Origin of the sequence: Psychrobacter sp. TAE2020 (genome assembly GCF_018919485.1) — a bacterium.
In the GTDB taxonomy this organism is placed as follows: domain Bacteria; phylum Pseudomonadota; class Gammaproteobacteria; order Pseudomonadales; family Moraxellaceae; genus Psychrobacter.
The window spans coordinates 2,086,045-2,109,921 of sequence record NZ_JAHLMU010000001.1 but is presented as its reverse complement, the minus strand read 5'-3'; the positions used below and the strand labels follow the sequence as shown (position 1 = coordinate 2,109,921).

Genomic DNA, 23,877 nt, shown 5'->3' with positions numbered 1-23,877 from the left:
TCAATAAATGATAGCCGTTAGTCGTTTAATAATAGTCACAATACTGTTTTATAGAGCTGCTCTATAGCCCTGTTGTTTTATTATAGAAACTCTATGCAGGGTTAGCAGTAACTTGCTGACGAATTAGCTCAGCTACTAGCTCTGCCTTGTTATCTAAAATAACCACATGCTGTTCTAGAGCTTCTAAACCTTCGGTGTGCTTTGGTCGAGCAATCTCTATAGGGCCGACAGCTTCGATGATGGTGTCTGCGAACTTAACAGGCAGTGCTGTTTCGGCACAGATGATAGTTTCACCTGCTTGCTGTAGCTCTTTAGCGACTTTGATACCATCTGCCGTATGTGGATCGACCAATTCACCATACTGTTGATACAAGGATTTTATGGTTTGTAAGCGATCGGCATGAGTAGACTTACCGGCAGCAAAACCATAACGGCTATTAACCACTTGTGCTAAATCAGACAAGTCAAAGCCTTGACCTGCTTTTACGCCTTCAAATAGCTCATGAACGCGAACGCTGTCTTTATCTAGCAATAGATAAATGAAACGTTCAAAGTTAGAGGCCTTAGAAATATCCATAGACGGACTAGAAGTGATGTAAGTTTTATCTGTTGCCCGTGGCTTATAAGCGCCGTGATTGAAGAAGTCGTTGAGCACGTCGTTCTCGTTAGTAGCGACGATTAAGCGCCCAATCGGTAAGCCCATTTCACGAGCGATATGACCGGCACAAATATTACCAAAATTACCTGAAGGCACGCTAAAACTAACTTGCTCGTCGTTGCTACTAGTCACGGCAAAGTAGGCTTTAAAGTAATAGACAATCTGTGCCAGTATCCGGCCCCAGTTGATGGAGTTGACGGTACCTAAGTTATAAGCCGCTTTGAACTCAGCATCTTGCTGCAAGGCTTTGACGATATCTTGGCAATCATCAAACATACCATCAATGGCGATATTGTGGATATTAGCATCAGTCAAGCTATACATCTGCGCGCGCTGAAACTCACTCATCTTGCCATGCGGTGATAGCATAAATACTTCGATGTTGTCTTTACCACGCAGTGCATATTCGGCAGCACTACCCGTATCGCCACTAGTTGCGCCAATAATAGTGATACGCGCGTTTTGACGCTTAAGCACATACTCAAAAGCATTGCCTAAGAATTGCATTGCTACATCTTTAAACGCTAACGTTGGCCCATTTGATAACCCTAAGATATAAATATTATCCTCAAGCTTACGCACTGGTACGATATCAGCGTCACCAAATACTTCAGCAGTATAAGTACGCTCAATAATATCTTGCAAGTCAGCGGCTGGAATATCAGTAGCAAAACGCTGCATAATCGCCATAGCTAGCTGCGGATAGTTATAGCTACGCCACTCATCTAAAGTAGCATTATCAATATGCGGATAATGCTCAGGCAGCATCAAACCACCATCAGGCGCAAGCCCCATTAGCAATACATCGCTAAAATCCATCGGTTCAGTCTGACCACGAGTACTAATATATTTCATGTCTTATCCTATCTATCAAGGTTTTGTTCAAATAGGCCACTCTCAACTAACAAAAGCGGTTCAAGCCAAAAATCACGCTAGTTAAGAGTGTGTTTTAAAGAGTCTTACTAAGCCTTTTTGTGCAGCAACGCATAATAAAAGCCGTCACCACTTTCGCTATCTATCGGCAGACACTGACGACCAACTTCTTGTGCGATACCCCAGCTACACTCTTCAGTGAATTCAATAGCGCTAGCATCCGTATGATGTCTCATAAACTCTTGGATCTGCTCAACGTTTTCTTGCTTTAATATTGAGCAAGTGATGTATAACAAATAGCCACCAACTTTTAATTGTGGCCATAGATTATCCAAGATCTCGGCTTGCAAGCGCGCGGTTTGTTCTACGTCTTCTTCATTACGCAAGATACTGATATCAGGATGACGACGAATAACACCAGTAGCGGTACAAGGGGCATCTAGCAAGATGGCGTCAAATACCGGAGCATTGTTATCGGCTTGCTTGTTCGCTCCTTGCCAGCGAGTAGCATCAGCACAGACAATATCTAGTTTGACTTGCTCTGACTGCTCTAGATTTAGACGCTCTAGGTTTTCATAAATACGAGTAATGCGTGGCGCTTCATTATCGATAGCGGTCAGTTTAATGCTGTATTTCTGATCATTGCTATCATTAGCATCAGTATGTTTCACATGAAACAATGGCGATTGACTATCAGTAGTTAACAACTCTAACCAATGGGCAAGCTTACCGCCAGGAGCAGCGCAGGCATCTAGAATCTGCAAATCATCCACATTGCCGTCAGTGCTCACCTTGTTGATAAATGCTTGATTGATCAAAGGTGCCGCTAATTGAGCATACATATCTTGAATACTAACCACCCCTTCAGCGAAGGAAGGTAAACCGCTCACTGCTGTGGTTTGCTCTAAACGTAACACTGAGGTATTAACGTTAGTAACCTGCTCCTTATTAGGCAGTTGAAAAGCACTCGTTATCTCTACCAAATCAGCGCTAATATCAGCATCAACTAAGCTCTGCTGATAGCTATTAACATCAGTAACTGCAGAATTTACTCGTAAAAACATTGGCGCAGGTTGGCGCAGACCTTGCATGAGATCGTCATACTCAGCACTCCAATCTTGCTTGAGCTGATAAGCAAGCCAATTAGGCAAGCTGTGCTTTTTATCACACTTTTTACGGAACTTGCTTGGGTTCTTAGCGACTTTGCGCAAAATAGCATTTACTAGACCAGTAGCATGAGCAAACTCGATCTCTTTTGCCGCTTCAACGGTTTCATGAATAGCCGCATGATCAGCCACTTGTAGATAAAGTAGCTGGGTCAGACCTACTTGAATAGTCGTGCGTACTTCTTTTTCATCAATAGGGTTGTCAGCCAAACTATCTAGTAGGCGCTCAAGCGCATACCACTGGCGCAAAGTGGTCAATAATAATGCGTGAGCAAAACCTTTATCGCCCTCGTGCAGACTATTGAGTAGCGGATCTAATACACTAGATAATGACTGACCATTTTGAATGGCTAATAAAGTGCGAATCACACGTACACGTACGCTACCAGTCATTTTTAAGTTGCTTGATGGCTTGTTTTTATTATTTCTAGGGCTATTAGACGTGGTTTGTCTCATATTACTTGATTTCCTATGCCTATTAGGCATCTGTGTTGGCTTATTAAAGGGAGCTATAACTATAAATTATTAAGGTGCATTATTACTAAATTGGTCACCGTCATTGAGCTGATTACCATGACAAATTTGTTCAGCATTGACTGACTTACTACCAGCAAACTGTAATTCAGTTATAGCGATAGTGCCAGCTGGCTGTTGGATAGAATTATCTTGTTCACTATCGTCAGCTGCGATCCCACAAGCGACTAAAATTGCTTTGCGTCCAACACTAACGACCTTACCAGAAGTCTCGTGGGTTTGCTGGCTAGTATTAACCGGTAAACTGGCTAAAATTTTGACTCGCTGACCTTGTAAAAAGGTGTAAGCACCTGGCCAAGGGGTTAGGCCACGAATATGTCTTTCAATTACTGCGGCAGGTTTTGACCAATCAATTTCGCCTTCAGTTTTGACTAACTTTTCGGCATAATTGGCTTTACTGTTATCTTGGCTAATAGCCTGCTGTTGATAGCCTGCCAGATCTTGTAGCACAGCGGTAATAGCAGTAGCGCCTAAAGCTGCTAGTTTGTCATGTAAGCCAGTTGCACTGTCGCCAGACTCTATAGCACAGCTAACTTTATACAACATATCACCTGTATCTAAACCTTTATCCATCTGCATGATAGTAATGCCGGTCTCTTTGTCACCAGCTAATATTGCTCGGTGGATAGGAGCAGCACCACGCCAGCGCGGCAAAAGTGAAGCATGAATATTGAGACAACCATAAGTAGGCATAGTTAACACCCCTATCGGCAAGATCAGTCCGTAAGCTGCGACAATCATTAGGTCTGGCTGATAACTGCGCAGTGTTTCTCTAGCCGCTATACCTTCTGTAACTGATTTTTTAAAAGTAGCTGGTTGCTCAACAGGCAAGCTATGTGCCAAGGCCACTTGTTTGACCGCCGAAGCTGATAGTTTTTGTCCACGCCCGGCTTTTCGATCCGGCTGAGTGTAGACGGCTACTATCATTATATTCAATGCGTCTTGTTGAGCTATTAAAGCCTCAAGACTAGTAGCTGCAAACTCAGGCGTACCGGCGAATACTACTCGTAACGGTTGTATCTTGCTAATACTAGCAGGATGCTCATCATCCAAACTTTGCGTGGGGTTTAAACTAGGGTTAAAATCATTTATAGCAGTCATGTTTATCATCGCAGCTTAGTAGGTAGGGTTTATAAATTGCAGATAAGTGCTCGCTGTATTATAAGTGAGTTTATCGCGTTGTGCCATGATTGTGGATAAGGGGTGTTCAACCTTCAGCCATAGCGCTGCTATGTTTTTGGCAGAGACTACTTGTTAGCGGCTTACCTTAAAACAGAAGTAAGGTAAAAACACTTAGCTCAAGTATTATAAGGTCATAGATTTAGCACAGTATCAGCAAGCAATAATATTATGGCAACTAGCAACATAGCTATTGTCTTACAGACTATAACAGCCCTACTCTGCTAGTTCAGTCTTTGGGACTGATGCTGAAATTACTCTGTAGTCTTTATAAATAGTATTTAGTAAATCTTACCGATTATAATATTAGTTGCTAATATTAGTTGCTAACAATAAAAAGGCATCAGCATTATCTGCAATTTGTATCTTGTCTGGTACTTATCTTTGATCCATTATTACCCATCAGCAACGTTTATTTGTCAACTGTCAACATACCCCCAGTTACACTGAGAATAGTTGTCCATGTTAAAATACTCGAACAGACCTTGTAAGCCCTTTACGGTTAGATTTGAGAGGACAGATAATGAGTATTGTCTGGTTATTAGACCATCACTATCATACTGCACTTTGCTGCAGATATAGGATTAAGTGATATGCGAAAGTTCAGGTCACTAACGCGCTTGCTCATATTTTATGCTTTGAGCTTGCTCATCATGCTGACCTTATATTATGTCATGATGTTTTCGTTGCTAAAAACTAATAACCAGCAGTACAGCCAAACGGTATTCGATGCCTTACATTATGAGATATCTAACAACACTACTATTACCGATGTTGAAATGCTGGCCCTGTTAGACAAACCTTTTTTTGAAGGCGTTAGCTATCAAATTATCTTAATGTTGCCCTCTGGGCAAAGTTATGTGCACCGCTATACTAGGCCAGGAGAAAAGAAGTTTACTACTGTTGTTTTTCCCAAACTTGCCAAATCAGTTACTCCTAATAATAGTTATCAGTTAACCAATAATACGCTGACAGGAGTCATTAAACTGCGAGGCGGACATCAAATCTATATGGTACTTCGTCACAAGCCTGTAGATATAAATTGGCTGGCTTACCAGTACTGGTTGCCTTTAGTGTTGGCCATGATTTTATTTACAGTGGTGTTGGTATATACCCTCAAGCGCCGATTAGATTGGTTACGGTTACTGAACTATATCGAGAGTATGGCCACTACGTCTAAAGATATCTACACCCTACCTCCTTTCGCTCAAACCTCCTCTAGCGAAGAGTTCATACGCTTAGGTCATGGTCTAGGGCGAATCAATTATCATCTGCATACCAATTATCGTCGTATTAAGACTTTGAGCCATCGGCTAGAGCGTTTGGTAGATCAAGCCCCTTTGCCTATGCTAATGGTGATGCGTCAAGGTCAAATTAGCTTTTTTAATCAGCGCTTTGAGCAGGTTTTTAATACTATCTTTCAGCGCGACAATGACTACAATTTGACAGATTTTGTCACTGGTATCGACACAACAACCCAACAGCTGCTACAAAAATTGTCATTGCAACGGGTGACTCGTACATTACTAGTCTATGGCTTAGAGAATAAGCAAACTTATCAGTTACACATTACTCCTTGGTTTGGTGAGCATGGCCAAGTACATGGTTTTACTGTGCTAGTAAATAATGTCGATGCCTTTACCAAACAACTCGACAGCGAAAAATTAAAAAACCAGCAGTTACAGCTGCAGGTTAAAGAGTTTGCTCAGCTTAGATCAGTTATTGGTCATGAATTGCGCACGCCGCTAAGCGCTATCATCGGTACCCTTGATATAGTAGAAGAATCTGCTTTTTCGCTCAAGCAACAAGATATTTTACATACCTTAAAACAATCTAGTCACTCTATGCTAGCGATGCTCAATGACATGCTAGATGTAGCAAAAATAGAAGCCGGAAAAACCTCAATCGCCAATGACGCTACTGATATCTTCAAAATCAATCAGCATGTGGTCGACCTTATGGCTGGTAGTGCTTATAAAAAGAATATTGATCTGCTATATTTATTTATGCCTGAGTGCCCTCGTTTCATCGATACTGATGCTAAGCGCTTACAACAAATCATTCTTAATCTAATGAACAATGCGATTAAATTCACTGACTCAGGCTATGTGGCTTTAATTGTAGAGCCAGTCACTCAGCAAAAAACCACGCAAAATAGAACCAAAGGCCTAGCCAAACATCCCCCTACTCAAAACAACTCTTCTGCTGCTACCGATCAGTATCATTGGATTCGCTTCAGTGTTATAGATACGGGTATAGGTATTACTGAAGATGAAAAACACTCCCTGTTTTCTTATTTTAACCAAGCTAATGCCCAGATCAGCCATAAGTTCGGTGGTACAGGTCTCGGGCTTGCTATCTCTAATAGTTTCGCACAACTCCTCGGAGGCTTTATCCAACTCGATAGCGATGGTCGCTCGGGCAGCACTTTTGCCCTCTATTTACCATGTAGAGCGCCCACTTATCACCCTACTTATTACTTCCATGCTAACCTAATCCCTATTTATCTGATCGCTATCATTAAACATGACCTCTATATTGATTACCTGCGGCGGCTTTGCCATCACTTATCTATCAGTGCTGATATTTACTCTATTAATGAGATGCCACCTATAGCTGAGATCACAGAAAAACTGCAGTATAAAAGTAAAACCTCAGCGCCGTTATTATTACTTGATTACGACAACCAACCAATAAGCATCGCCAACTCAGTTGCTGTTGCTACTGGTGCTGATATTGGTATTGATAACCATACAGCCAGTACTATGCCTCAGAGTAACTTAGAGGGCCTCCTAGCCATGCCATTACCAAAGATTCTATTGAGTATGAAGATGGTGCGTAACATCTCATCTACTTATCTAGATCAGTTCGATGGGTTTTTGCATAAGCCTTTAGACATCACTTTATTATTATCTGAAATCATTCGCTTAACTCAGCCCAAGCTATTGGCAAACTCATCTCCGTTACCGTTACCGTTACCGTTACCGTTACCAATGCCTGCTAGCGAATCTATAAAACCTAAAGCTTTTGCACAGCCAAATCCGCAAGCCCCTACCGTTATAGGAATCCATAGTGATAGTCAACAATTTACAAAGCAATCCATAGAAGCCTTAATCTTAGTAGTTGAAGACAATATTATTAATCAAAAAGTAGCTTGTAAACTGCTAGATCAGTTAGGTTATCAGACTATCGTTGCTGAAAATGGTAAGCAAGCCTTAGAGCAGCTAGCGGCAACCGAGCAGCGCATTGTACTTATCTTGATGGATTGTCGTATGCCAGTGATGGATGGGATGGAAGCGACACGAACTATTCGAGCGCAAGATAATGATATTCCTATAGTAGCGCTCACCGCTAATGACTCTGTAGAGGATAGGGAAGCTTGTAATAAAGCAGGAATGAATGAGTTTTTGACTAAACCTATTAATAAGCAGCAACTTTTTGAAGTACTACAGCGACTTATTAATGTTTAATAGGCTTAACTGCTAGGCAATGAGAAGTTCAAACCTGAATATAGAGCTTATAAGCTATTAAGAGGCTATATTCCCATATGTTAGACTACTAAAAGCCAGTGACCGATGCTCAGTCAGCTATCAACCAGCGTATGACAAGCTGATTGATGGCTAGTTAGTTATTCAATTAGTTAATTAGTTAATTGATCTAACTGTACTTGATTTAGCTAAAGCTTGATAAATCTATTACTTCATAAAGCCATCATCTGCTAAAAAACTCTCAGTTATAGAACCAGAGGCTACTGAATCATCTGTTTTTTTATTCAACAAACGCTCTAAATAGCGGGCAACCAGATCTACCTCGACATTGACTTTATCGCCAACTAACCAGTGCTTAGCAATATTAGTCACTTGTGCAGTATGAGGAATAATATTCAAACAAACGATATTATCACGTACCAGATTAGTAGTCAGGCTAATACCATCAAGAGTAATAGAGCCTTTGGTCGCTGTGTAATGTGCTAACTCAGGTGGAATTTCGATCTCGATATAAATAGAGCGAGCGTCTTGTTTTAACTTGCTTACTATCCCTACACCATCAACGTGACCAGAGACAATATGGCCGCCAAAACGAGTAGTAGGCAGCATCGCTTTTTCTAAATTAACCACATGGCCTGCTTTTAAGTCTTGCAGTGCAGTACGAGCTATAGTTTCACGTGAAACATCAACTGCATAGTAGTTACTGCCTAAATCGACGACTGTCAAACAAATACCATTAGAAGCGATTGAATCTCCTAGTGAAATATCATTAAAGTCTAAATCATCGGCCTCAATAACCAAGCGAATATCACCACCGACAGGCTGCATAGCCTTGACTCGTCCAACACTTTCTATAATTCCAGTAAACATATTAGCCTCTTTGTATTATCGCTGTTGGTTTGATCACCAGCATACTTATTCATCGCTTGCGTTTCAATGGCATAAGTTGTGGATAAGTATGGAATATTTGTAGCGTTTAACTGTGGAAACTCGCTTTCTGCCAAAGTTATCCACAATATCTAGTAAATTAAATTATAGTAACAATGGTTTTTATACCTTTGTGCAAAGCTAAGCTCAGTAAAGGTTTGAGCTTATTTTAAGTAGATAGTTATAGCCCATAAGTTTCATGTGAAACAAAGTTATACACAGTTTCATGTGAAACCTTATACTCAGTAGAGTAGTTATCCACATTCAAGTACTATTTAAGCCCTACTGTGGATAACTATTTAAGATTATATCCTTGATTGTATTGTCTAATTATAATGGCAAGAGAGTGATCTTAAGGTCAGAACCAAGTTGCTCATGGCTATGATAATCAAAGCGTAATTGCTGCGCTAAAGATAAAGGATTAACATCAACCATAGCTTTAGCTTGGGCTCCTAATAAACAAGGCGCTTGATAGACAATTAGCTCATCAACTAGCTGCGCACTAAGAAAGCTACCAGCCACTTTAGCGCCTGCCTCAATCAGCACCTCATAACAATGATGCTCGCTAACTAATCTAGTTAATAGTTCTGCTAGCTCGTTATCACGCCAATAGAGGGTGTCACTATCACGACATAACTGGTAGTCAGATTTTGGATCATAAGCTAAGCGCTGACGTCTATCAAGTATCACTAGCTTTGGTTGCGGTACTTGCGCAAGCGCTATCCCTAATTGCGTAGAGCGTACGTTCAGCTGTGGATTGTCTGTGATAACTGTTTCGCTACCAGTGATAATAGCTGCACTTTGCGCCCGTAGCTTCTGTACATCCTCGCGCGCTGCTGCACCAGTAATCCACTTAGACTCTCCTGACGCCATAGCTGTACGACCATCGAGGCTAGTAGCTATCTTTAACCGTACATAAGGCATTTGCGTACGCATTGCTTTTAGAAAACCACGATTAAGCGCTTCTGCTTGGCTAGTCAATACCCCAACAGTTACTGCAATACCTGCCTGCTGTAACCACTTTACCCCGCGACCCGCTACTTGTGGATTAGGATCTAAACCGGCGACCACCACGCGCTTGATACCCGCTTCAATCAACGCCAATGCACAAGGTGGTGTACGTCCAGTATGACTACAAGGTTCCAAGGTTACATACGCCGTTGCTCCTAACGCTTTACTGCCAGCGTCTCTGAGCGCAAATACTTCAGCATGTGGCTGTCCTGCTTGTGGATGAAAGCCTTGCCCTACTACTTGTTCTGCTTGCACTATCACGCAGCCTACTGCTGGATTAGGGCGCGTAGTATATTGTCCACGTCGGCCTTGTTCGATAGCTAGCATCATAAAATAGCTATCACTAGCATTTCCACTAAGGTTAAAAACTGACATACAAGCACCACGTTTAATAAGAAATAATCGATTGGCAAAAAAGTAGCGGAAACTAACTATCGTCTTTATCAGCAGGGCGAATATTAGCAATTTCTTGATGAAAAGCATCGATATCTTGAAAATCGCGATAGACACTAGCAAAGCGTACATAAGCTACATCATCTAAAGATTTAAGTTCGCTCATGATAATTTCACCTAAGACTTTGCTGCTGATTTCGCGTTCACCCATTTGCCGAACACGCTTTTCAACACGGCTAATCATAGCTTCTTGCTCATCAATAGTAATGGGACGCTTCTGTAACGGCAATTGAATAGAGCGGCGTAGTTTCTCATTATCATAAGGTTCAATTTTGCCACTCGATTTGATAATCCGTGGCATAACTACTTCTACCATCTCAAAGGTAGTAAAACGCTCTTGGCAACTACTACAGACCCGACGACGACGTACTTGTGCTCCTTCTGCTGCTAAACGTGAATCAATGACCTTAGTCTCTGAAGCGTTGCAATAAGGACAGTGCATGCGGTGTTCCTTTTTATGGGTGCCAATTATGAGTGCCAGTTACGGGTTTTATCTATGGATGTCAGCTACAAGTATCAATATGAGTATGAGTATGAGTACTAATTATGCATATAGATGATCTATAGCTAGTGAGCTGCCGCTACTTACCTATACAAAAACTACCAAATATTTTACCTAACAAATCATCAGCGCTAAAGGCACCCGTGATCTCGCTCAAACTATGCTGAGCTTGACGCAAACTGTCAGCCACTAGCTCTCCTGCCTGAAAGACTACCAATTGCTCATGGGCTTCATCCAAATAAATCAGCGTTCGTCTCAAGGCATCTAAATGCCGAGTACGAGCAATAAGACTGTTTTCGGGAGGGTGAAAGCCTACTTTAGCACAAAGCGTTTCGATAAGATTTTCAATACCAGCCCCTGTTTCACATGAAACATTAACTTGCTCATACCCTTGGCCGTTATTAGCATCAGTATCAATAAACGTGGAAACTGTATTGTTTGTCTGACTTGTCTCAGTAAGGGCGTTAGATAGCTGTACAGTTTTATCACTATTTTGCGATAGTAAGTCGCTTTTATTAGCAATAATTAGTAAGCGTTTGGCTTCTGGTAACTCACCAAATAGCTGCTCTGCTAATTGAATAGGGGTGCTACCACCTTCTATATCACGAGTCACATCATAGACCAACAGTAGCATATCAGCTTGGGCGATAGCGGTACGAGCACGAGCTATGCCGATACGTTCAACCGTATCTTCAGTCTCACGCAGCCCTGCGGTATCGGTTAAATGTAGCGTTAAACCATTCAACACTACTGTCTCTTGTAGCGTATCGCGCGTAGTTCCAGCAATCTCAGTAACGATAGCGCGCTCTTGCCCTGCTAGCCGATTAAGTAAGCTGGATTTGCCAGCATTAGGTCGGCCTGCTAATACCACATGAATACCATCACGTAATAACTGACCCTGTTTGGCCGTCGCTAATACTAGTTGAATCTGCGCTTGGGTTTGTTCCAGTTTATCTTGAATGACGCCATCGGATAGAAAATCAACGTCTTCTTCGTCAGGAAAATCAATAGCCGCCTCTACATGCAGACGTAGATGAATCAGTTGTTCTAACAGTTGATTGATCTTTAGTGAAAACTCACCACTCAATGAGCGTATAGCGCTACTAGCAGCAGCAGCGCTAGTGGCATCGATTGCATCAGCAATAGCTTCTGCTTGTACCAGATCAAGCTTGTCATTATCAAAAGCCCGATATGAGAACTCTCCAGCATTTGCTTGCTGCGCGCCCAGCTCAAAGACGCGTGCTAGTAGCTGATTTTGCAAAATCATACCACCATGGCCTTGTAGCTCAATCACATCCTCACCAGTAAAAGAGTGGGGCGCATTGAAATAAAGCACCAGCCCTTCATCGATGATAGTGCCATCAGCTTGATAAAAGCGACAAAAACTGGCTAAGCGTGGGCTAAACTTGGTTTTACCAGTCAGTTGACAAGCGATGGCGTAAGCTTTGCTACCAGACAGGCGGATGATACCTACTCCACCACGGCCAAGCGGCGTTGCAATAGCAGCAATGGTAGTGGTCATAGAGGGGGCAGATAAAACAGGTAGGTCAGTCGACGTCGCCGCCGTTGCGATAGAATTCACAACCACTCTCAATAGCTAAAAACTCTATTATAGACGGCTAGACTAATCCTGACAAAGCAAACTTCAAATAGCCAGATATCTACTTTATAACCCTAGCGCTTGATAGCAGATTTTAAACAAAAAAAACCACCGCCGTAGCGATGGTTTTTTACTATTAGCTGATATACCTATCCTTCTAGAACTTTCACGGTACGCTGCTTTTGCTCTTCTTCTACTTTTTTGTTGATCAAGTACTGTTGGGTCATACTGAATAGGTTATTCACTGTCCAATATAGTACTAAACCTGCAGGGAAGAACAACATAAATGCGGTGAAGATAATCGGCAAAAACTTCATTACTTTTGCTTGCATAGGATCAGTAGGCTGTGGGTTTAACTGTTGCTGAACGAACATAGAGGCGCCCATCAGTAACGGTAATATAAACCAAGGATCCATCGCTGATAAGTCATGAATCCATAGAATCCATGGTGCATGACGTAGCTCAACGCTCTCAACTAAGACCCAGTATAGCGCTAAGAAGATAGGCATTTGCATTAGAATAGGTAAACAACCAGCCATAGGGTTTACTTTTTCTTCTTTGTAAATCCCCATCATCGCTTGTGACATCTTCATTCGATCATCGCCATGCTCTTCTTTTAGAGCCTGCAATCTTGGAGCGATAGCGCGCATTTTCGCCATTGAATAGTAGCTCTTATTAGAGAACCACATCAAGGCAATCTTAACTAAGATAGTCAAGAAGATGATCGACCAACCCCAGTTACCGATGAGGTTATGAATACCCTGTAGGATAGCAAACAACACCTTAGATATCGGCCATAACAAACCATAATCAACAGTCTTATTTAGGCCAACCGCCAAATCTTTGAGCTCAGACTGTACTTTTGGCCCCGCATAAAGCGTTGCATTTAAAGTGACTTGTTTATTGCTAGCTACATTAATAGGTTGGCTGTTAAAACCAATAAAGTAGTCGCCTGCGGTTTCACGGCTAAAGAAGCTACCGGTAAAGTTCTGTGGCGTCCATGCTGATACAAAATAATGCTGCACGATACCAACCCAGCCACTATCACTGGTAACGGCTAATTTGCCATCACTAAAGTCTTTAAACTTAAGCTTATTATATGGGTCATCAGGAGTTCCCCAAGCGCCGCCTAAATAAGTTGCCATACTTAGCGCACCTTTATCAGACATACCAGGGTCTTTACTAGCATCACGCTTTAACTGAGCAAACATCTGACCTTGCCATGCCGTTGCAGACTTATTCTGAATCTGATAGCTGACATCAATAGGGTACTTGTCTGCGGTAAAGGTGAAAGTCTTAGTGATCGTCACCCCATCTTTTTGATAAGTAAGGGGTACTGACAAAGTCTGCTGTCCACTTTGCATAGCATAACTATTAGCACTATGACTATAGTTAGCTCTACCAGCAGCAGTATCGATACCGTTGGGACCAATCAGTCCTGATTGTGCCACATAAACGCGATTGCTATCGTTCTCTAGCAATACAAAAGGCTCATCACTATCGAGTGTTGCATCATACTGCTTAAGTGCAGCGTAGACGATATCACCGCCCTCTGGGCTGATTTTGATGTCATAGCGATCAGTAGTAACTGTGATTAATCCTGCGTCTTTAGCCGCTGCCGCTACTACTGCACTACTAGTACTAGTAGGTAACGTTTGTATCGGAACATCACCAGCTGCACCCGTAGTCGATGGAATATCAGCGCCTAATGAGCTCGTCGCTTCTTGCACAGGATCTACCGCAGGTGCATCGGCATAATCATCTCGCCATGCCAAAATCAGCAGATAAGCGGTGATTAGCATCGCTATGATGATCATCACCCGAAATATCTTTTGCATAAACCTTTCCTACATTAAAAATTAGGGAATGAAAAATTAGGCATGTGTCATGACTAACAGATAAGCAGGCAAAAAAAACAAACTGCTATATCCGCAATCATTTACATAAAATGTGCATCATTTTACTAAAAAACCACTCTAAATGATACCAACAGTGTGGATAACTTGTGGATAACTTACCATAGTTATCCACAAGACTCATTGATATCTACTCATCAGCTGGTTCAAACGCACCGTATAACTAGTGTTGTCGCGATAAACATTGCTGCCTACATAAGCTTTTAAAGAGCGCTTATTGACGTCATTACTGCTGCTAATAACAAAATATTTATAGGAAGCTAATGGCAACGGTACAAAGTCAATTCCATGCCCTCCTAAAGGATGACAACGTCCAATTCGTTTTAGGAGCAACCAACTACCTGCTAGGCCTCCATGCCAAAGCAAAGCTTGTCTACCATAATTTGAGCAGGTTGGATAATAACGACAGCGCGCAGGTATTATAGGACTAATTATTTTTTGATAAAAAATAATTAATTTAATTCTTTTACAGATTTTTTAACTATAAAAACTATATCTTTGTTTTCTAAATTAGAAGCTTGTACTCGAAAGTTTTCACGAATCTGTCTTTTGATCAAATTACGTACCACTGCAGTAGGTACTTTACGCTTAGTAATAGCCATACCTACTCGTGGTTGCTCACAGTTGTTGCTACGCACAAAGGCCATTAGATGGCCTTGATGTAGCTTGCGCTCAGGGGCATCAAACACTTCTCTAAAGGCTGCTGGAGTAAGCAAGCGTTGCGCCTTAGTGAAGCGTGTAGTAGACAGCGTTAATTGATTATTAGACATAATACAACCTAAAGTAGAGGCTAGTAGTAGCGATAAGCTTAGCGTTAAAGCCAGTAGTATAAAATAAAGCGACAAAAAAAGCGCCGATATGGGCGCTTTTAATATAGGGCTACAAGTAAGTTTTCGACAATGATTATCATATTCTAAAGCTATCAGATTTTAAATCACCACAGCCTCAACAATCACTATAAGCCATAATCATCTTATATCTGTGTGGAATTGATCTACACAGTTAGGCGATGACGACCTTTAGCGCGACGACGAGCCAGTACTTGACGACCTTTTTTAGTGGCCATACGAGCACGGAAACCGTGAGTACGCTTGCGTTTGATCACGCTTGGTTGGAATGTACGTTTCATAACTCACCTATCAAAATAATGGACTAAATTCGCAATAATGCAGGATTATATCATTACAGAAAATATAGGTCAATAAACTAATTAATAGTTTTGCTAATGGGTTGTCGATAACTACTAATGATTATCTCTTTGATGGTTACTTGGTTATCATTTTTTGAGAGCTGTGAATTGAATTTTGATTTATAGATTATCGACTGTTTTGAAATAGTTATCCACAGATTTTGTTGAATTCCATAATAACTAAAGATTAATATATATTAGTATTGTTGTTATTGGCAGCCCTATAATCTGAGGATAAGTCGGAATTATCTTTAATTATCAAAATCTTAAACTATGGATAACCTTGTGGACAAGCTGTGGATGGAATGGGGGTAACTCACTAATTAAAGTTATCCCCAAAACTATCCACAGGGTTATCCCCAAAAAACAGGATGTTATCCACAGGCTAATTGTGTTAAATTAGCCTGCTAGTTATGCTGCTATTTTTTAAGTTACTTTAGCAAATAAGCGCCAGTCTTCTACTCTGAGCGTTACCGATGATCAAAGTGAGTAATAGTACGCATTGAAAGTCACCAAAAGTAAGGTTTAGGGCTGATAATCGGTCTTAAGCTCAGTAAAAGTGTTGAAAAACATTATTTAATTACTATTTTTTATACTTGTTTTTAATCCTAGTTATTTAACAATAAATCTAAATTTTGAGGTTAGCATTTTTCATGATAGATACTGCCACGCTTTGGGACAAATGCTTAGATGACTTGCGCTATAACGTTAAAGATAATGTCTTTACTATGTGGTTGAGACCTTTATCCGTACATCAAGAAGCTCAAACTTTAGTCATCCGTGCGCCCAACGATTACTTCGTTTCTTACATAAGAAAGAATCACTTAGCAGATATTCAGCAATTAGTGACTAAACACAGTCAAGGTAGCATTGAGGAAGTCATTGTTCGAGTAGACAACACTAGTCATAGTGAAAGTACTAGTCGCGATGCTGATGATAGTGTAAATAATATCGAAGACAATCCTTTCAACGTTTTCAATGCCTCAGGCTCACTATTTCCAAATGATGAGCACTCCCCTACCCTAGCGTCAGCAAATAATAACAGCGTAAATCCTAGTATCAATCCGCAAATGAACAGTGCTCACTCCGCACTTATTGACTCTGCCGATACTAAGTCGTTAAGGTATCTGAACCCTGATTTTACCTTCGAAACCTTTGTCACTGGTAAGTCTAATAACTTAGCGTACAAAGCTTGTTATGAGCTTACTAAGCCACAATCAAAAAATCGTCACAATCCGTTATTTATATATGGCCCATCAGGTTTGGGAAAAACTCATTTAATGCATTCTGTAGCTCAACGCTATTTAAAAAATAATAGAAGTTTTTATTATTTCACTTCTGAAAAATTTATTAATCAATTAGTTTATTCATTAAGAAATAACAAAATAGAAGACTTTAAAAAGAAAATAAAAAAAGTAGATTTACTCATTGTTGATGATATTCATGTTCTTGCAGGAAAGACCAAAAGTAGTAATGAGTTTTTAACTTTGTTTGCTGATTTTACTAGTGGTGACAAGCAACTTATTTTGGCCTCAGATCGACATCCTTCACAAATGACTGAGTTTGATGAGCGCTTTCGTTCGCGCTTTTCTTGGGGTCTAACCGTCGCTGTCGAACCTCCTGAGATTGATACTCGGGTACAGATTTTACAAAAGAAGGCTGCCTCCTACGGTATGGTGTTACCAAAAGAATGCGCTCTATTCATAGCTCAGAATGTGGTTTCGAATGTTAGACGCCTAGAAGGTGCATTGAACCAAGTCTTTGCTAATGCTAATTTGACTGGCGCACCTATTACTTTAGAAATGGTGCAGTATGCTCTAAAAGATATTGTCGCTATGCGGGTACAAGCCGTCAATATGGACAATATCCGTAAAGTAGTTGCTGAGTATTACGATATAACGGTAAAAGACTTAATGGGTCGTAAACGTACGCGTACTATTGCTAGGCCAAGACAGATAGCAATGGCACTATCACGTGAGTTAACGGGTGACAGTTACCCAGATATCGGCCAATCTTTTGGGGGACGAGATCATACTACGGTGATGCATGGCTGTGATAAAGTTGCACAGTTAAGAGCAGAAGATCCTACTGTTGATAAAGACTATAAGGCCCTAGCGATGATGCTCCAAGCTGGATAGCCTTAGTATTTTGCCATTCTAATAGTCACTAATAGCGGTTAGTTTCGCTATGTTGTAGCGGCTATTTATGGTTTATAATGATTAGTAATATTATTAACAAAACGTGCTATACCTCTAAAAAAACCAACAATACCACGTTAAATAAATGTCCTTTACTTAAGAGTATCTAGCATGCAATTATCGATTAACAGAGAATCGTTACTAAAAGCCATTAACTTGATAGCCAAGGCCGCCGATAAGCGTCACAATATGGTGATCTTGGGCAATATAAAGCTGCAACTGTCTGATTCTGAACTGATTTTAACCGCATCTGATTTAGAAGTAGAGCTAACGTCAACTCTCAAATTGCCAGCAGGTGCTTGTATTGAAGCTGGTGCAACTACTTTACCGGCGATAAAGCTAAAGGATATTTGTAGATCGTTACCTGCGCAAGCACAGATCAACCTCGCTAGCCAAGAAAACGAGCGCTGTCTATTAACTAGCGGCAAAAGTCGTTTCACTTTAGGTACTTTACCGAGTGAAGACTACCCAAGTTTGGGTAATCCTGAAAGTATCACCCCTTTGACTATCAGTCGCAATCGTCTGACTGATCTTATTCACAAAACTCAGTTTGCGATGGCTATTCAAGATGTGCGTTACTACTTAACAGGGATGTTATTTGACGTTTCACAGCAGCAACTAACTACAGTCGCTACTGATGGCCATCGATTGGCATTGGCGCGCAGCGTTATTGATATCAGCGCTGATTTAAACATGCAGGCTATCTTGCCGCGTAAAGCAGTCATTGAGCTTGAGCGATTGGCGACTGAGCTAGGTAAAATGCTTGGCGACCAAGATAACGTAGTAACTTTAAGTTTTGGCCGTGAGTTTTTACAAGTGAGTTTGCCTTTCGGTGAGGTGGATAGTACTGGGCAAATCAGTCAAGACCTGATGGTGACTTTTACTGCCCGTCTTATCGATGGTAAGTTCCCTGATTATCGCCGAGTAATGCCGAGCAACACTGACAAACTGGCTTTATTTAATCAAGAGAAAATGACTGATGTGCTGCGCCGAGTCGCTATCTTGAGTAATGAGAAGTCGCGCGGCGTGGTATTTAATTTTGCTAGTGATGGCATGGTAGAAGTACGAGCTAATAACGCTGAGCAAGATGAAGCGGTGGAGATGATCCAAGCCAAATATCAAGGCGAGCCAATGGAGCTTTCCTTTAATGCTGCTTACCTGCAAGACGTATTGGGCGTTATTCAAGGCGATTTACAAATGCATATGAGCCAGTCTAATGCTTCAGTATTAGTCAATCAGCTCAACGATGAATTCCATCAGTATGTCATTATGCCAATGCGTATATAGTAGGGCAGTGGCCTGTAGTTGCTGATCTTAAACGCTGCTAATCTCAAGTATTAATAATCTCAAGCTTCGATAAACAGGCGGTTTATTGAAAGTTAGTAGATTGGCAGGGGTTAAGTTTACTCTGTAGTAATGACCCTAATCGTGGTCTCATTCTCTAGCTGCTGATCGATAAAAACAGGCGTAAAAGCACTATGATTGGACGTCTACAAGTCTCACATCTGCGTAATATCAACCAAATAGATATGCAGACAGCCAAATGCAATGTCATTATTGGCGTTAATGGTAGTGGCAAGACCTCCTTATTAGAATCTATATTCTTATTATCGCGTGGTAAAAGCTTCCGTCATCATCAACCCAAACGCTATATCCAGCATCATCAGCCAGCGGTGACGGTTCACGCTCATCTCACTGATGGCGGCACGGTTGCTATCCAAAAGCAAAGCGACGCCAGTACGCTATTGCGCCTGAATCAAACTACTGTTTACAACCAAAGTATCCTTACCGAACAGCTACCTACGTTACTGATAGATCCCTCGACTATGGATATGCTAGAGCAGGGTAGTGCTAGCCGTCGTCAGTTATTAGATTGGTTAGTGTTTCACATGAAACAAGGGTTTCATCCCCAGTGGGTCGCTTATCAACGCTTACTAAAGCAACGTAATACTCTGCTGAAACAAGCTAAAAGCTTGTCGCAAAACCAGCTGGCTGAGCTAAAGTCTTGGGATCAAGGCTTAGCCAATCATGCAGCGCTAATTGATCATTATCGTCAGCATATCTTTACTGCCTGGCAGCCCTATTTTGCTGCTAGTATCGCTCAGCTATTACCAGCTTATGCCCAGCAACTAAGCTTGAGTTACACGGCTGGATACGATACTAGTATTGCTCTTGATCTGCAGTTGAGTGAGCGTCTAACCCAAGATTTGCAATTAGGCTATACTCGTATTGGCAGTCATCGCGCAGATGTTCATGTGCATTGGTGTTCAGATAATAGCAAGCAAGCGCTTGATGAGATAAGCGCTGTTTCGTCGACAACTGATCCCAGGGCCAGCACTGACATTGACACAATAAATAGCGATATTGAGCAGAGCATTGATCCTGATTTTTCTAAGTCAGCCACTAAAACTTCAGCACAGCCTATCCTCAAGGAGCAAGCCGCTAACGTCTTATCACGTGGTGAAAAAAAACTACTGATCACAGCGTTACGACTGTCACAGCTACCGCTATTACTAGATAATGATAAAGCCATAGCTAGTAGCGACAAACAGGGCAGTATTGAGGCTAGCATGACGCCAGTAGTGCTATTGGATGATATAACCGCAGAGTTGGATAGTAGGGCGTTAGAGATCTTATTAGCGACCTTAGCAACGCTGCCTTGCCAAGTATTTATAACTAGTCTAACTGCTGATATCTTACCTATGATCGATAAATATTGGCCAACTTCTAAAGTGTTTCACATGAAACAAGGTGAGCTCACTGATTATTAGTTTAGGGATTATTGGTTTAGTGATTATTAATCTAGCTACTTACTTAGTTCAGCGATTTAACTAGTCAGCTAGATGATCTAGCTGGCTGACGCCACTAACTCATTAAGCCTGTGCTAATCTTGGCTTAACCTAGACTTTTCCTTACTACCACTTATCTACTTAAAAATTCCTAGACAACCTCAACATATTCGATTAAGCCTATATTTATAAAAACACTAGCAAACAGTGACTTAGAGACAAAAAAATGCTAAAATAAGGCTTTATTTTTGTCCTATTTTCAGCAATTTATCTTATAGTTTTGACTAAGGTTTTAGTAGCGTATTTAAATTACTAAATGATTGATAATGCTAGGTTTTATTTCATGATATATCTCTTGATACTGTCTATAAATATATCGAGGTATTTTCACTAAAGTATTCGCAATAATAACATTGTGTTTTTACGCTTTTATATCCTTTCGTTACCTCTTAATTAGAGGTATCTAATAAACATCGCAGCGTTATGCTGAGTCTAAGATAACCTCATGATGTTCGCCGTAGTGGCGAGCAGGTGATGGATAGCTGATTACGGCTTGATTAAGGAATGCACATGAGTGAGTCATCATCTATCGATAATGAGCAAGTAAATACCGATAGTACCGTTCAGACTATCGCCCCTGAAAGCAACCCCTCCGATTATAGTTCCAAAGACATTCGAGTCTTGCGTGGACTTGAGGCGGTACGTGTGCGTCCGGGTATGTATATCGGTGATACCGATGACGGTACCGGCCTGCATCACATGGTTTTTGAAGTGGTGGACAACTCTATCGATGAGGCACTCGCTGGTCATTGCGATCAGATTGATATCATCATTCATGAAGATGAGTCGGTCAGTGTCAGTGATAACGGTCGTGGTGTGCCAGTAGATATCCATCCTGAGGAAGGCGTATCAGCTGCACAGGTCATTATGACTGTCCTACATGCGGGTGGGAAGTTCGATGATAATAGCTATAAAGTTTCAGGCGGCCTACACGGTGTAGGGGTGTCAGTAGTCAATGCTTTATCTAAAACTCTAGAGATGAATATCTGGCGTGAAGGTTATCATTATAATCAGACTTATACTGATGGTGTACCAGATGGCGATATTCAACAAATGGAAGCCACCGACAGAACGGGTACTCAGATTCGATTTTATCCGAGTACGGATGTGTTCACTGGCACCATTTTTGAGTACGATATTTTAGCTAAGCGCTTGCGTGAGTTATCTTTCTTAAACTCAGGTGTGCGTATCGTGCTAACTGATGAGCGCATCGATAAGCGTCATGAATTTGAGCATAAAGGTGGTTTATCTGAGTTCGTCAGCTATATCAATGCTGGCAAAGATAATGTTAATGAAATATTCCATTTCAACAGTGAGCAAGATGACGGCATTAGTGTCGAAGTCGCGTTACAGTGGACTGATACTTACAACGAAAAAGTACTCTGTTTCACCAACAACATTCCACAACGTGATGGTGGTACTCATCTATCTGGTTTTCGCTCAGCATTGACGCGTTGCTTAAACACTTATATGGATCGTGAAAACTTATTCAAAAAAGAGAAAGTAGTCGCCACAGGTGATGATGCGCGTGAAGGTTTGACTGCTATTGTTTCGGTGAAAGTTCCTGATCCTAAGTTCTCTAGCCAAACTAAAGATAAGCTAGTATCGAGCGAGGTTAAATCTGCTGTTGAATCAGCAATGCATGATAAGTTTAACGACTATTTGCAAGAGAACCCGGGCGCTTCTAAAGCTATCGCTGGTAAGATTATTGATGCTGCACGGGCCCGTGATGCGGCTCGTAAAGCGCGTGAAATGACCCGCCGTAAGACTACGTTAGATATCGCTGGTCTACCAGGTAAGTTGGCTGATTGCCAAGAAAAAGATCCTGCATTATCAGAGCTTTATATTGTGGAAGGGGACTCTGCTGGCGGTTCAGCTAAGCAAGGTCGTAGTCGTAAAACTCAGGCAATTCTACCGCTAAAGGGTAAGATTCTTAACGTTGAGCGTGCCCGTTTCGATAAAATGCTGTCCTCTGCTGAGGTTGGTAACTTAATCACTGCTTTAGGTTGTGGTATTGGTCCTGACGAGTACAATCCTGATAAAGCCCGCTATCATAAAATCATTATCATGACTGATGCAGACGTGGATGGCTCACACATTAGAACTTTGCTATTGACCTTCTTCTTCCGTCAAACGCCTGAGTTGATTGAGCGTGGTTATATTTATATCGCCCAGCCACCGCTTTATAAAGTTAAGAAAGGTCGTCAAGAATTATACTTAAAAGATGATGAAGCCTTGAAAGCTTATCTATTGTCGTCAACTATTGATAATACTAGATTGCATATTAGTTTGGATGCACCGGCTATCACTGGACAAGCCCTAGAGACGCTGTTGAACGATTATAACCAAACTCAGCTGATCAAAGCACGTCTGCAAATTCGTTATCCCGCAGTATTGTTAGATGCATTGACTCATACGCCAAAACTTAGCACTGATATGACTCATGATCTGTCAGCAATGCAAGCATGGACAGACTCGTTGCAGCTGCAATTAGACCGCTTTGGTAGTGATCTAAATCCTGAGATTGAGTTGGTTGATATTCATGCACCAGCGTCGGCGACTATGGATGCGGTTACTGCTGACTTACTAGGTATGAAGCCACAAGCGCCAGCGCAACCTGCACTTATAGGTAATTCTGAAGCTAGTATCGTTGGTGAATCTATATCTAGTACTGAAGCGTTATCGAAGAAGCCACAGTGGCTACCACGCATAACTGTTTACGTGCATCAACTAGCCCATAACTATCTGCTAGATGCTAGCTTTATTAACTCTAGTGAGTATAGTAAGCTGCTACGTTTATCAAGCGAATGGAATACTTTGCTTGAAGATAGTGCCTTTATCCGTCGTGATGCTAGTGCTGGTACTAACAAAGATATTCCGGTACGTGACTTTGACTATCTCTGGCAGCAGATGATGTTAGATGCGCGTCGTGGCTTATCTGTTCAGCGTTATAAAGGTCTAGGCGAGATGAACGCCGATCAACTGTGGGATACTACTATGGATCCTGAGAATCGTCGTATGCTACGAGTGACTATCGAAGATGCTATCGCAGCTGACCATATGTTCACTTGTTTAATGGGTGATGATGTCGAGCCGCGCCGTATCTTTATCGAAGAGAACGCTTTGACGGTATCTAACTTAGATATCTAATGGGTAGCTTTAAAGCTCCAAAAGTCTCTCTATAATAAAAAGCCATCTTGTTCGCAAGGTGGCTTTTTTGTTTCACATGAAACACTATGATAATAGCTTGTCACGCTAGTTGCTTTAAAATAACCTATGCAGATGGCAATCATGCGCTGCTAGTAATAACTTTTTAGTTACTACCACCTATTGG

The 23,877-nt window shown here is 41.4% G+C and carries 16 protein-coding genes; 5 read left to right on the top strand and 11 right to left on the bottom strand.

Translation table 11 applies throughout. The annotated features are described in order from the left end of the window. Positions 1 to 91: 91 nt before the first annotated feature. The 3 genes from thrC to fmt all read right to left on the bottom strand — a co-directional run bounded on the left by thrC (position 92) and on the right by fmt (position 4,323). A complete protein-coding gene (thrC, locus tag KPY62_RS08560) occupies positions 92 to 1,513 on the bottom strand; it encodes a threonine synthase (RefSeq protein ID WP_216581622.1) in 1,422 nt (473 codons plus the stop codon). A gap of 107 nt (positions 1,514 to 1,620) precedes the next feature. After that, positions 1,621 to 3,153: a 16S rRNA (cytosine(967)-C(5))-methyltransferase RsmB gene (gene rsmB / locus KPY62_RS08555; protein ID WP_216581621.1), complete on the bottom strand. Its 1,533-nt coding sequence runs from the start codon at positions 3,151 to 3,153 to the stop codon at positions 1,621 to 1,623. 69 nt (positions 3,154 to 3,222) lie between these two features. Further along, positions 3,223 to 4,323, bottom strand: coding sequence for a methionyl-tRNA formyltransferase (gene fmt / locus KPY62_RS08550; protein ID WP_416384061.1), 1,101 nt, complete (start codon positions 4,321 to 4,323; stop codon positions 3,223 to 3,225). Between the two features lie 680 nt (positions 4,324 to 5,003). Here fmt and KPY62_RS08545 point away from each other — a divergent pair. Next, the gene (locus KPY62_RS08545) at positions 5,004 to 7,880 is read left to right on the top strand and encodes a response regulator (protein ID WP_216581619.1); all 2,877 of its coding nucleotides are present in this window, start codon (positions 5,004 to 5,006) and stop codon (positions 7,878 to 7,880) included. Positions 7,881 to 8,105: 225 nt separating this feature from the next. On the opposite strand, the gene KPY62_RS08540 is transcribed toward KPY62_RS08545, so the two are convergent. The 8 genes from KPY62_RS08540 to rpmH form a co-directional block, all read right to left on the bottom strand. Next, on the bottom strand, positions 8,106 to 8,768 hold the full coding sequence (locus KPY62_RS08540; RefSeq protein ID WP_216581618.1) for a riboflavin synthase: 663 nt from the start codon (positions 8,766 to 8,768) through the stop codon (positions 8,106 to 8,108). Between the two features lie 387 nt (positions 8,769 to 9,155). Beyond that, positions 9,156 to 10,211 carry a bifunctional diaminohydroxyphosphoribosylaminopyrimidine deaminase/5-amino-6-(5-phosphoribosylamino)uracil reductase RibD gene (gene ribD, locus KPY62_RS08535; RefSeq protein WP_216581617.1) on the bottom strand — a complete coding sequence of 352 codons (1,056 nt, stop codon included), beginning with the start codon at positions 10,209 to 10,211 and terminating at the stop codon, positions 9,156 to 9,158. Between the two features lie 52 nt (positions 10,212 to 10,263). Then, positions 10,264 to 10,731 (bottom strand): transcriptional regulator NrdR, encoded by a 468-nt coding sequence (gene nrdR / locus KPY62_RS08530; RefSeq protein ID WP_201623698.1) that lies wholly within the window; start codon positions 10,729 to 10,731, stop codon positions 10,264 to 10,266. A 139-nt stretch (positions 10,732 to 10,870) separates the two neighbouring features. Beyond that, entirely contained in the window at positions 10,871 to 12,313 is a 1,443-nt protein-coding gene (gene mnmE, locus KPY62_RS08525) for a tRNA uridine-5-carboxymethylaminomethyl(34) synthesis GTPase MnmE (RefSeq protein WP_216583262.1), read from the bottom strand. A 227-nt stretch (positions 12,314 to 12,540) separates the two neighbouring features. Next, entirely contained in the window at positions 12,541 to 14,229 is a 1,689-nt protein-coding gene (gene yidC, locus KPY62_RS08520) for a membrane protein insertase YidC (protein ID WP_216581616.1), read from the bottom strand. A 198-nt stretch (positions 14,230 to 14,427) separates the two neighbouring features. Further along, positions 14,428 to 14,781, bottom strand: coding sequence for a membrane protein insertion efficiency factor YidD (gene yidD / locus KPY62_RS08515; protein WP_216583260.1), 354 nt, complete (start codon positions 14,779 to 14,781; stop codon positions 14,428 to 14,430). Then, a complete protein-coding gene (gene rnpA, locus KPY62_RS08510) occupies positions 14,760 to 15,077 on the bottom strand; it encodes a ribonuclease P protein component (RefSeq protein WP_216581615.1) in 318 nt (105 codons plus the stop codon). Before rnpA ends, yidD begins: the two co-directional genes overlap by 22 nt. Positions 15,078 to 15,301: 224 nt before the next feature. Next, on the bottom strand, positions 15,302 to 15,436 hold the full coding sequence (gene rpmH, locus KPY62_RS08505; protein WP_007394757.1) for a 50S ribosomal protein L34: 135 nt from the start codon (positions 15,434 to 15,436) through the stop codon (positions 15,302 to 15,304). A 713-nt stretch (positions 15,437 to 16,149) separates the two neighbouring features. Between rpmH and dnaA the strand changes: the two genes are divergently transcribed. The 4 genes from dnaA to gyrB all read left to right on the top strand — a co-directional run bounded on the left by dnaA (position 16,150) and on the right by gyrB (position 23,693). Continuing rightward, entirely contained in the window at positions 16,150 to 17,634 is a 1,485-nt protein-coding gene (dnaA, locus tag KPY62_RS08500) for a chromosomal replication initiator protein DnaA (protein ID WP_216581614.1), read from the top strand. 171 nt (positions 17,635 to 17,805) lie between these two features. Beyond that, a complete protein-coding gene (dnaN, locus tag KPY62_RS08495; RefSeq protein ID WP_201623693.1) occupies positions 17,806 to 18,981 on the top strand; it encodes a DNA polymerase III subunit beta in 1,176 nt (391 codons plus the stop codon). A gap of 191 nt (positions 18,982 to 19,172) precedes the next feature. After that, positions 19,173 to 20,465, top strand: a complete 1,293-nt coding sequence (gene recF / locus KPY62_RS08490) for a DNA replication/repair protein RecF (protein WP_216581613.1) — start codon at positions 19,173 to 19,175, stop codon at positions 20,463 to 20,465. A 606-nt stretch (positions 20,466 to 21,071) separates the two neighbouring features. Beyond that, positions 21,072 to 23,693 carry a DNA topoisomerase (ATP-hydrolyzing) subunit B gene (gene gyrB, locus KPY62_RS08485; RefSeq protein ID WP_416384060.1) on the top strand — a complete coding sequence of 874 codons (2,622 nt, stop codon included), beginning with the start codon at positions 21,072 to 21,074 and terminating at the stop codon, positions 23,691 to 23,693. The last annotated feature ends 184 nt before the right edge of the window (positions 23,694 to 23,877 follow it).

Bases quoted from the DNA above. Each gene is read 5' to 3' on its own strand.
- dnaA (WP_216581614.1), top strand. From the start codon at position 16,150: ATGATAGATACTGCCACGCTTTGGGACAAATGCTTAGATGACTTGCGC.
- mnmE (WP_216583262.1), bottom strand. From the start codon at position 12,313: ATGACCACTACCATTGCTGCTATTGCAACGCCGCTTGGCCGTGGTGGA.
- rsmB (WP_216581621.1), bottom strand. From the start codon at position 3,153: ATGAGACAAACCACGTCTAATAGCCCTAGAAATAATAAAAACAAGCCA.
- rnpA (WP_216581615.1), bottom strand. From the start codon at position 15,077: ATGTCTAATAATCAATTAACGCTGTCTACTACACGCTTCACTAAGGCG.
- recF (WP_216581613.1), top strand. From the start codon at position 19,173: ATGATTGGACGTCTACAAGTCTCACATCTGCGTAATATCAACCAAATA.
- dnaN (WP_201623693.1), top strand. From the start codon at position 17,806: ATGCAATTATCGATTAACAGAGAATCGTTACTAAAAGCCATTAACTTG.
- rpmH (WP_007394757.1), bottom strand. From the start codon at position 15,436: ATGAAACGTACATTCCAACCAAGCGTGATCAAACGCAAGCGTACTCAC.
- yidC (WP_216581616.1), bottom strand. From the start codon at position 14,229: ATGCAAAAGATATTTCGGGTGATGATCATCATAGCGATGCTAATCACC.
- KPY62_RS08540 (WP_216581618.1), bottom strand. From the start codon at position 8,768: ATGTTTACTGGAATTATAGAAAGTGTTGGACGAGTCAAGGCTATGCAG.
- ribD (WP_216581617.1), bottom strand. From the start codon at position 10,211: ATGTCAGTTTTTAACCTTAGTGGAAATGCTAGTGATAGCTATTTTATG.
- KPY62_RS08545 (WP_216581619.1), top strand. From the start codon at position 5,004: ATGCGAAAGTTCAGGTCACTAACGCGCTTGCTCATATTTTATGCTTTG.
- thrC (WP_216581622.1), bottom strand. From the start codon at position 1,513: ATGAAATATATTAGTACTCGTGGTCAGACTGAACCGATGGATTTTAGC.
- nrdR (WP_201623698.1), bottom strand. From the start codon at position 10,731: ATGCACTGTCCTTATTGCAACGCTTCAGAGACTAAGGTCATTGATTCA.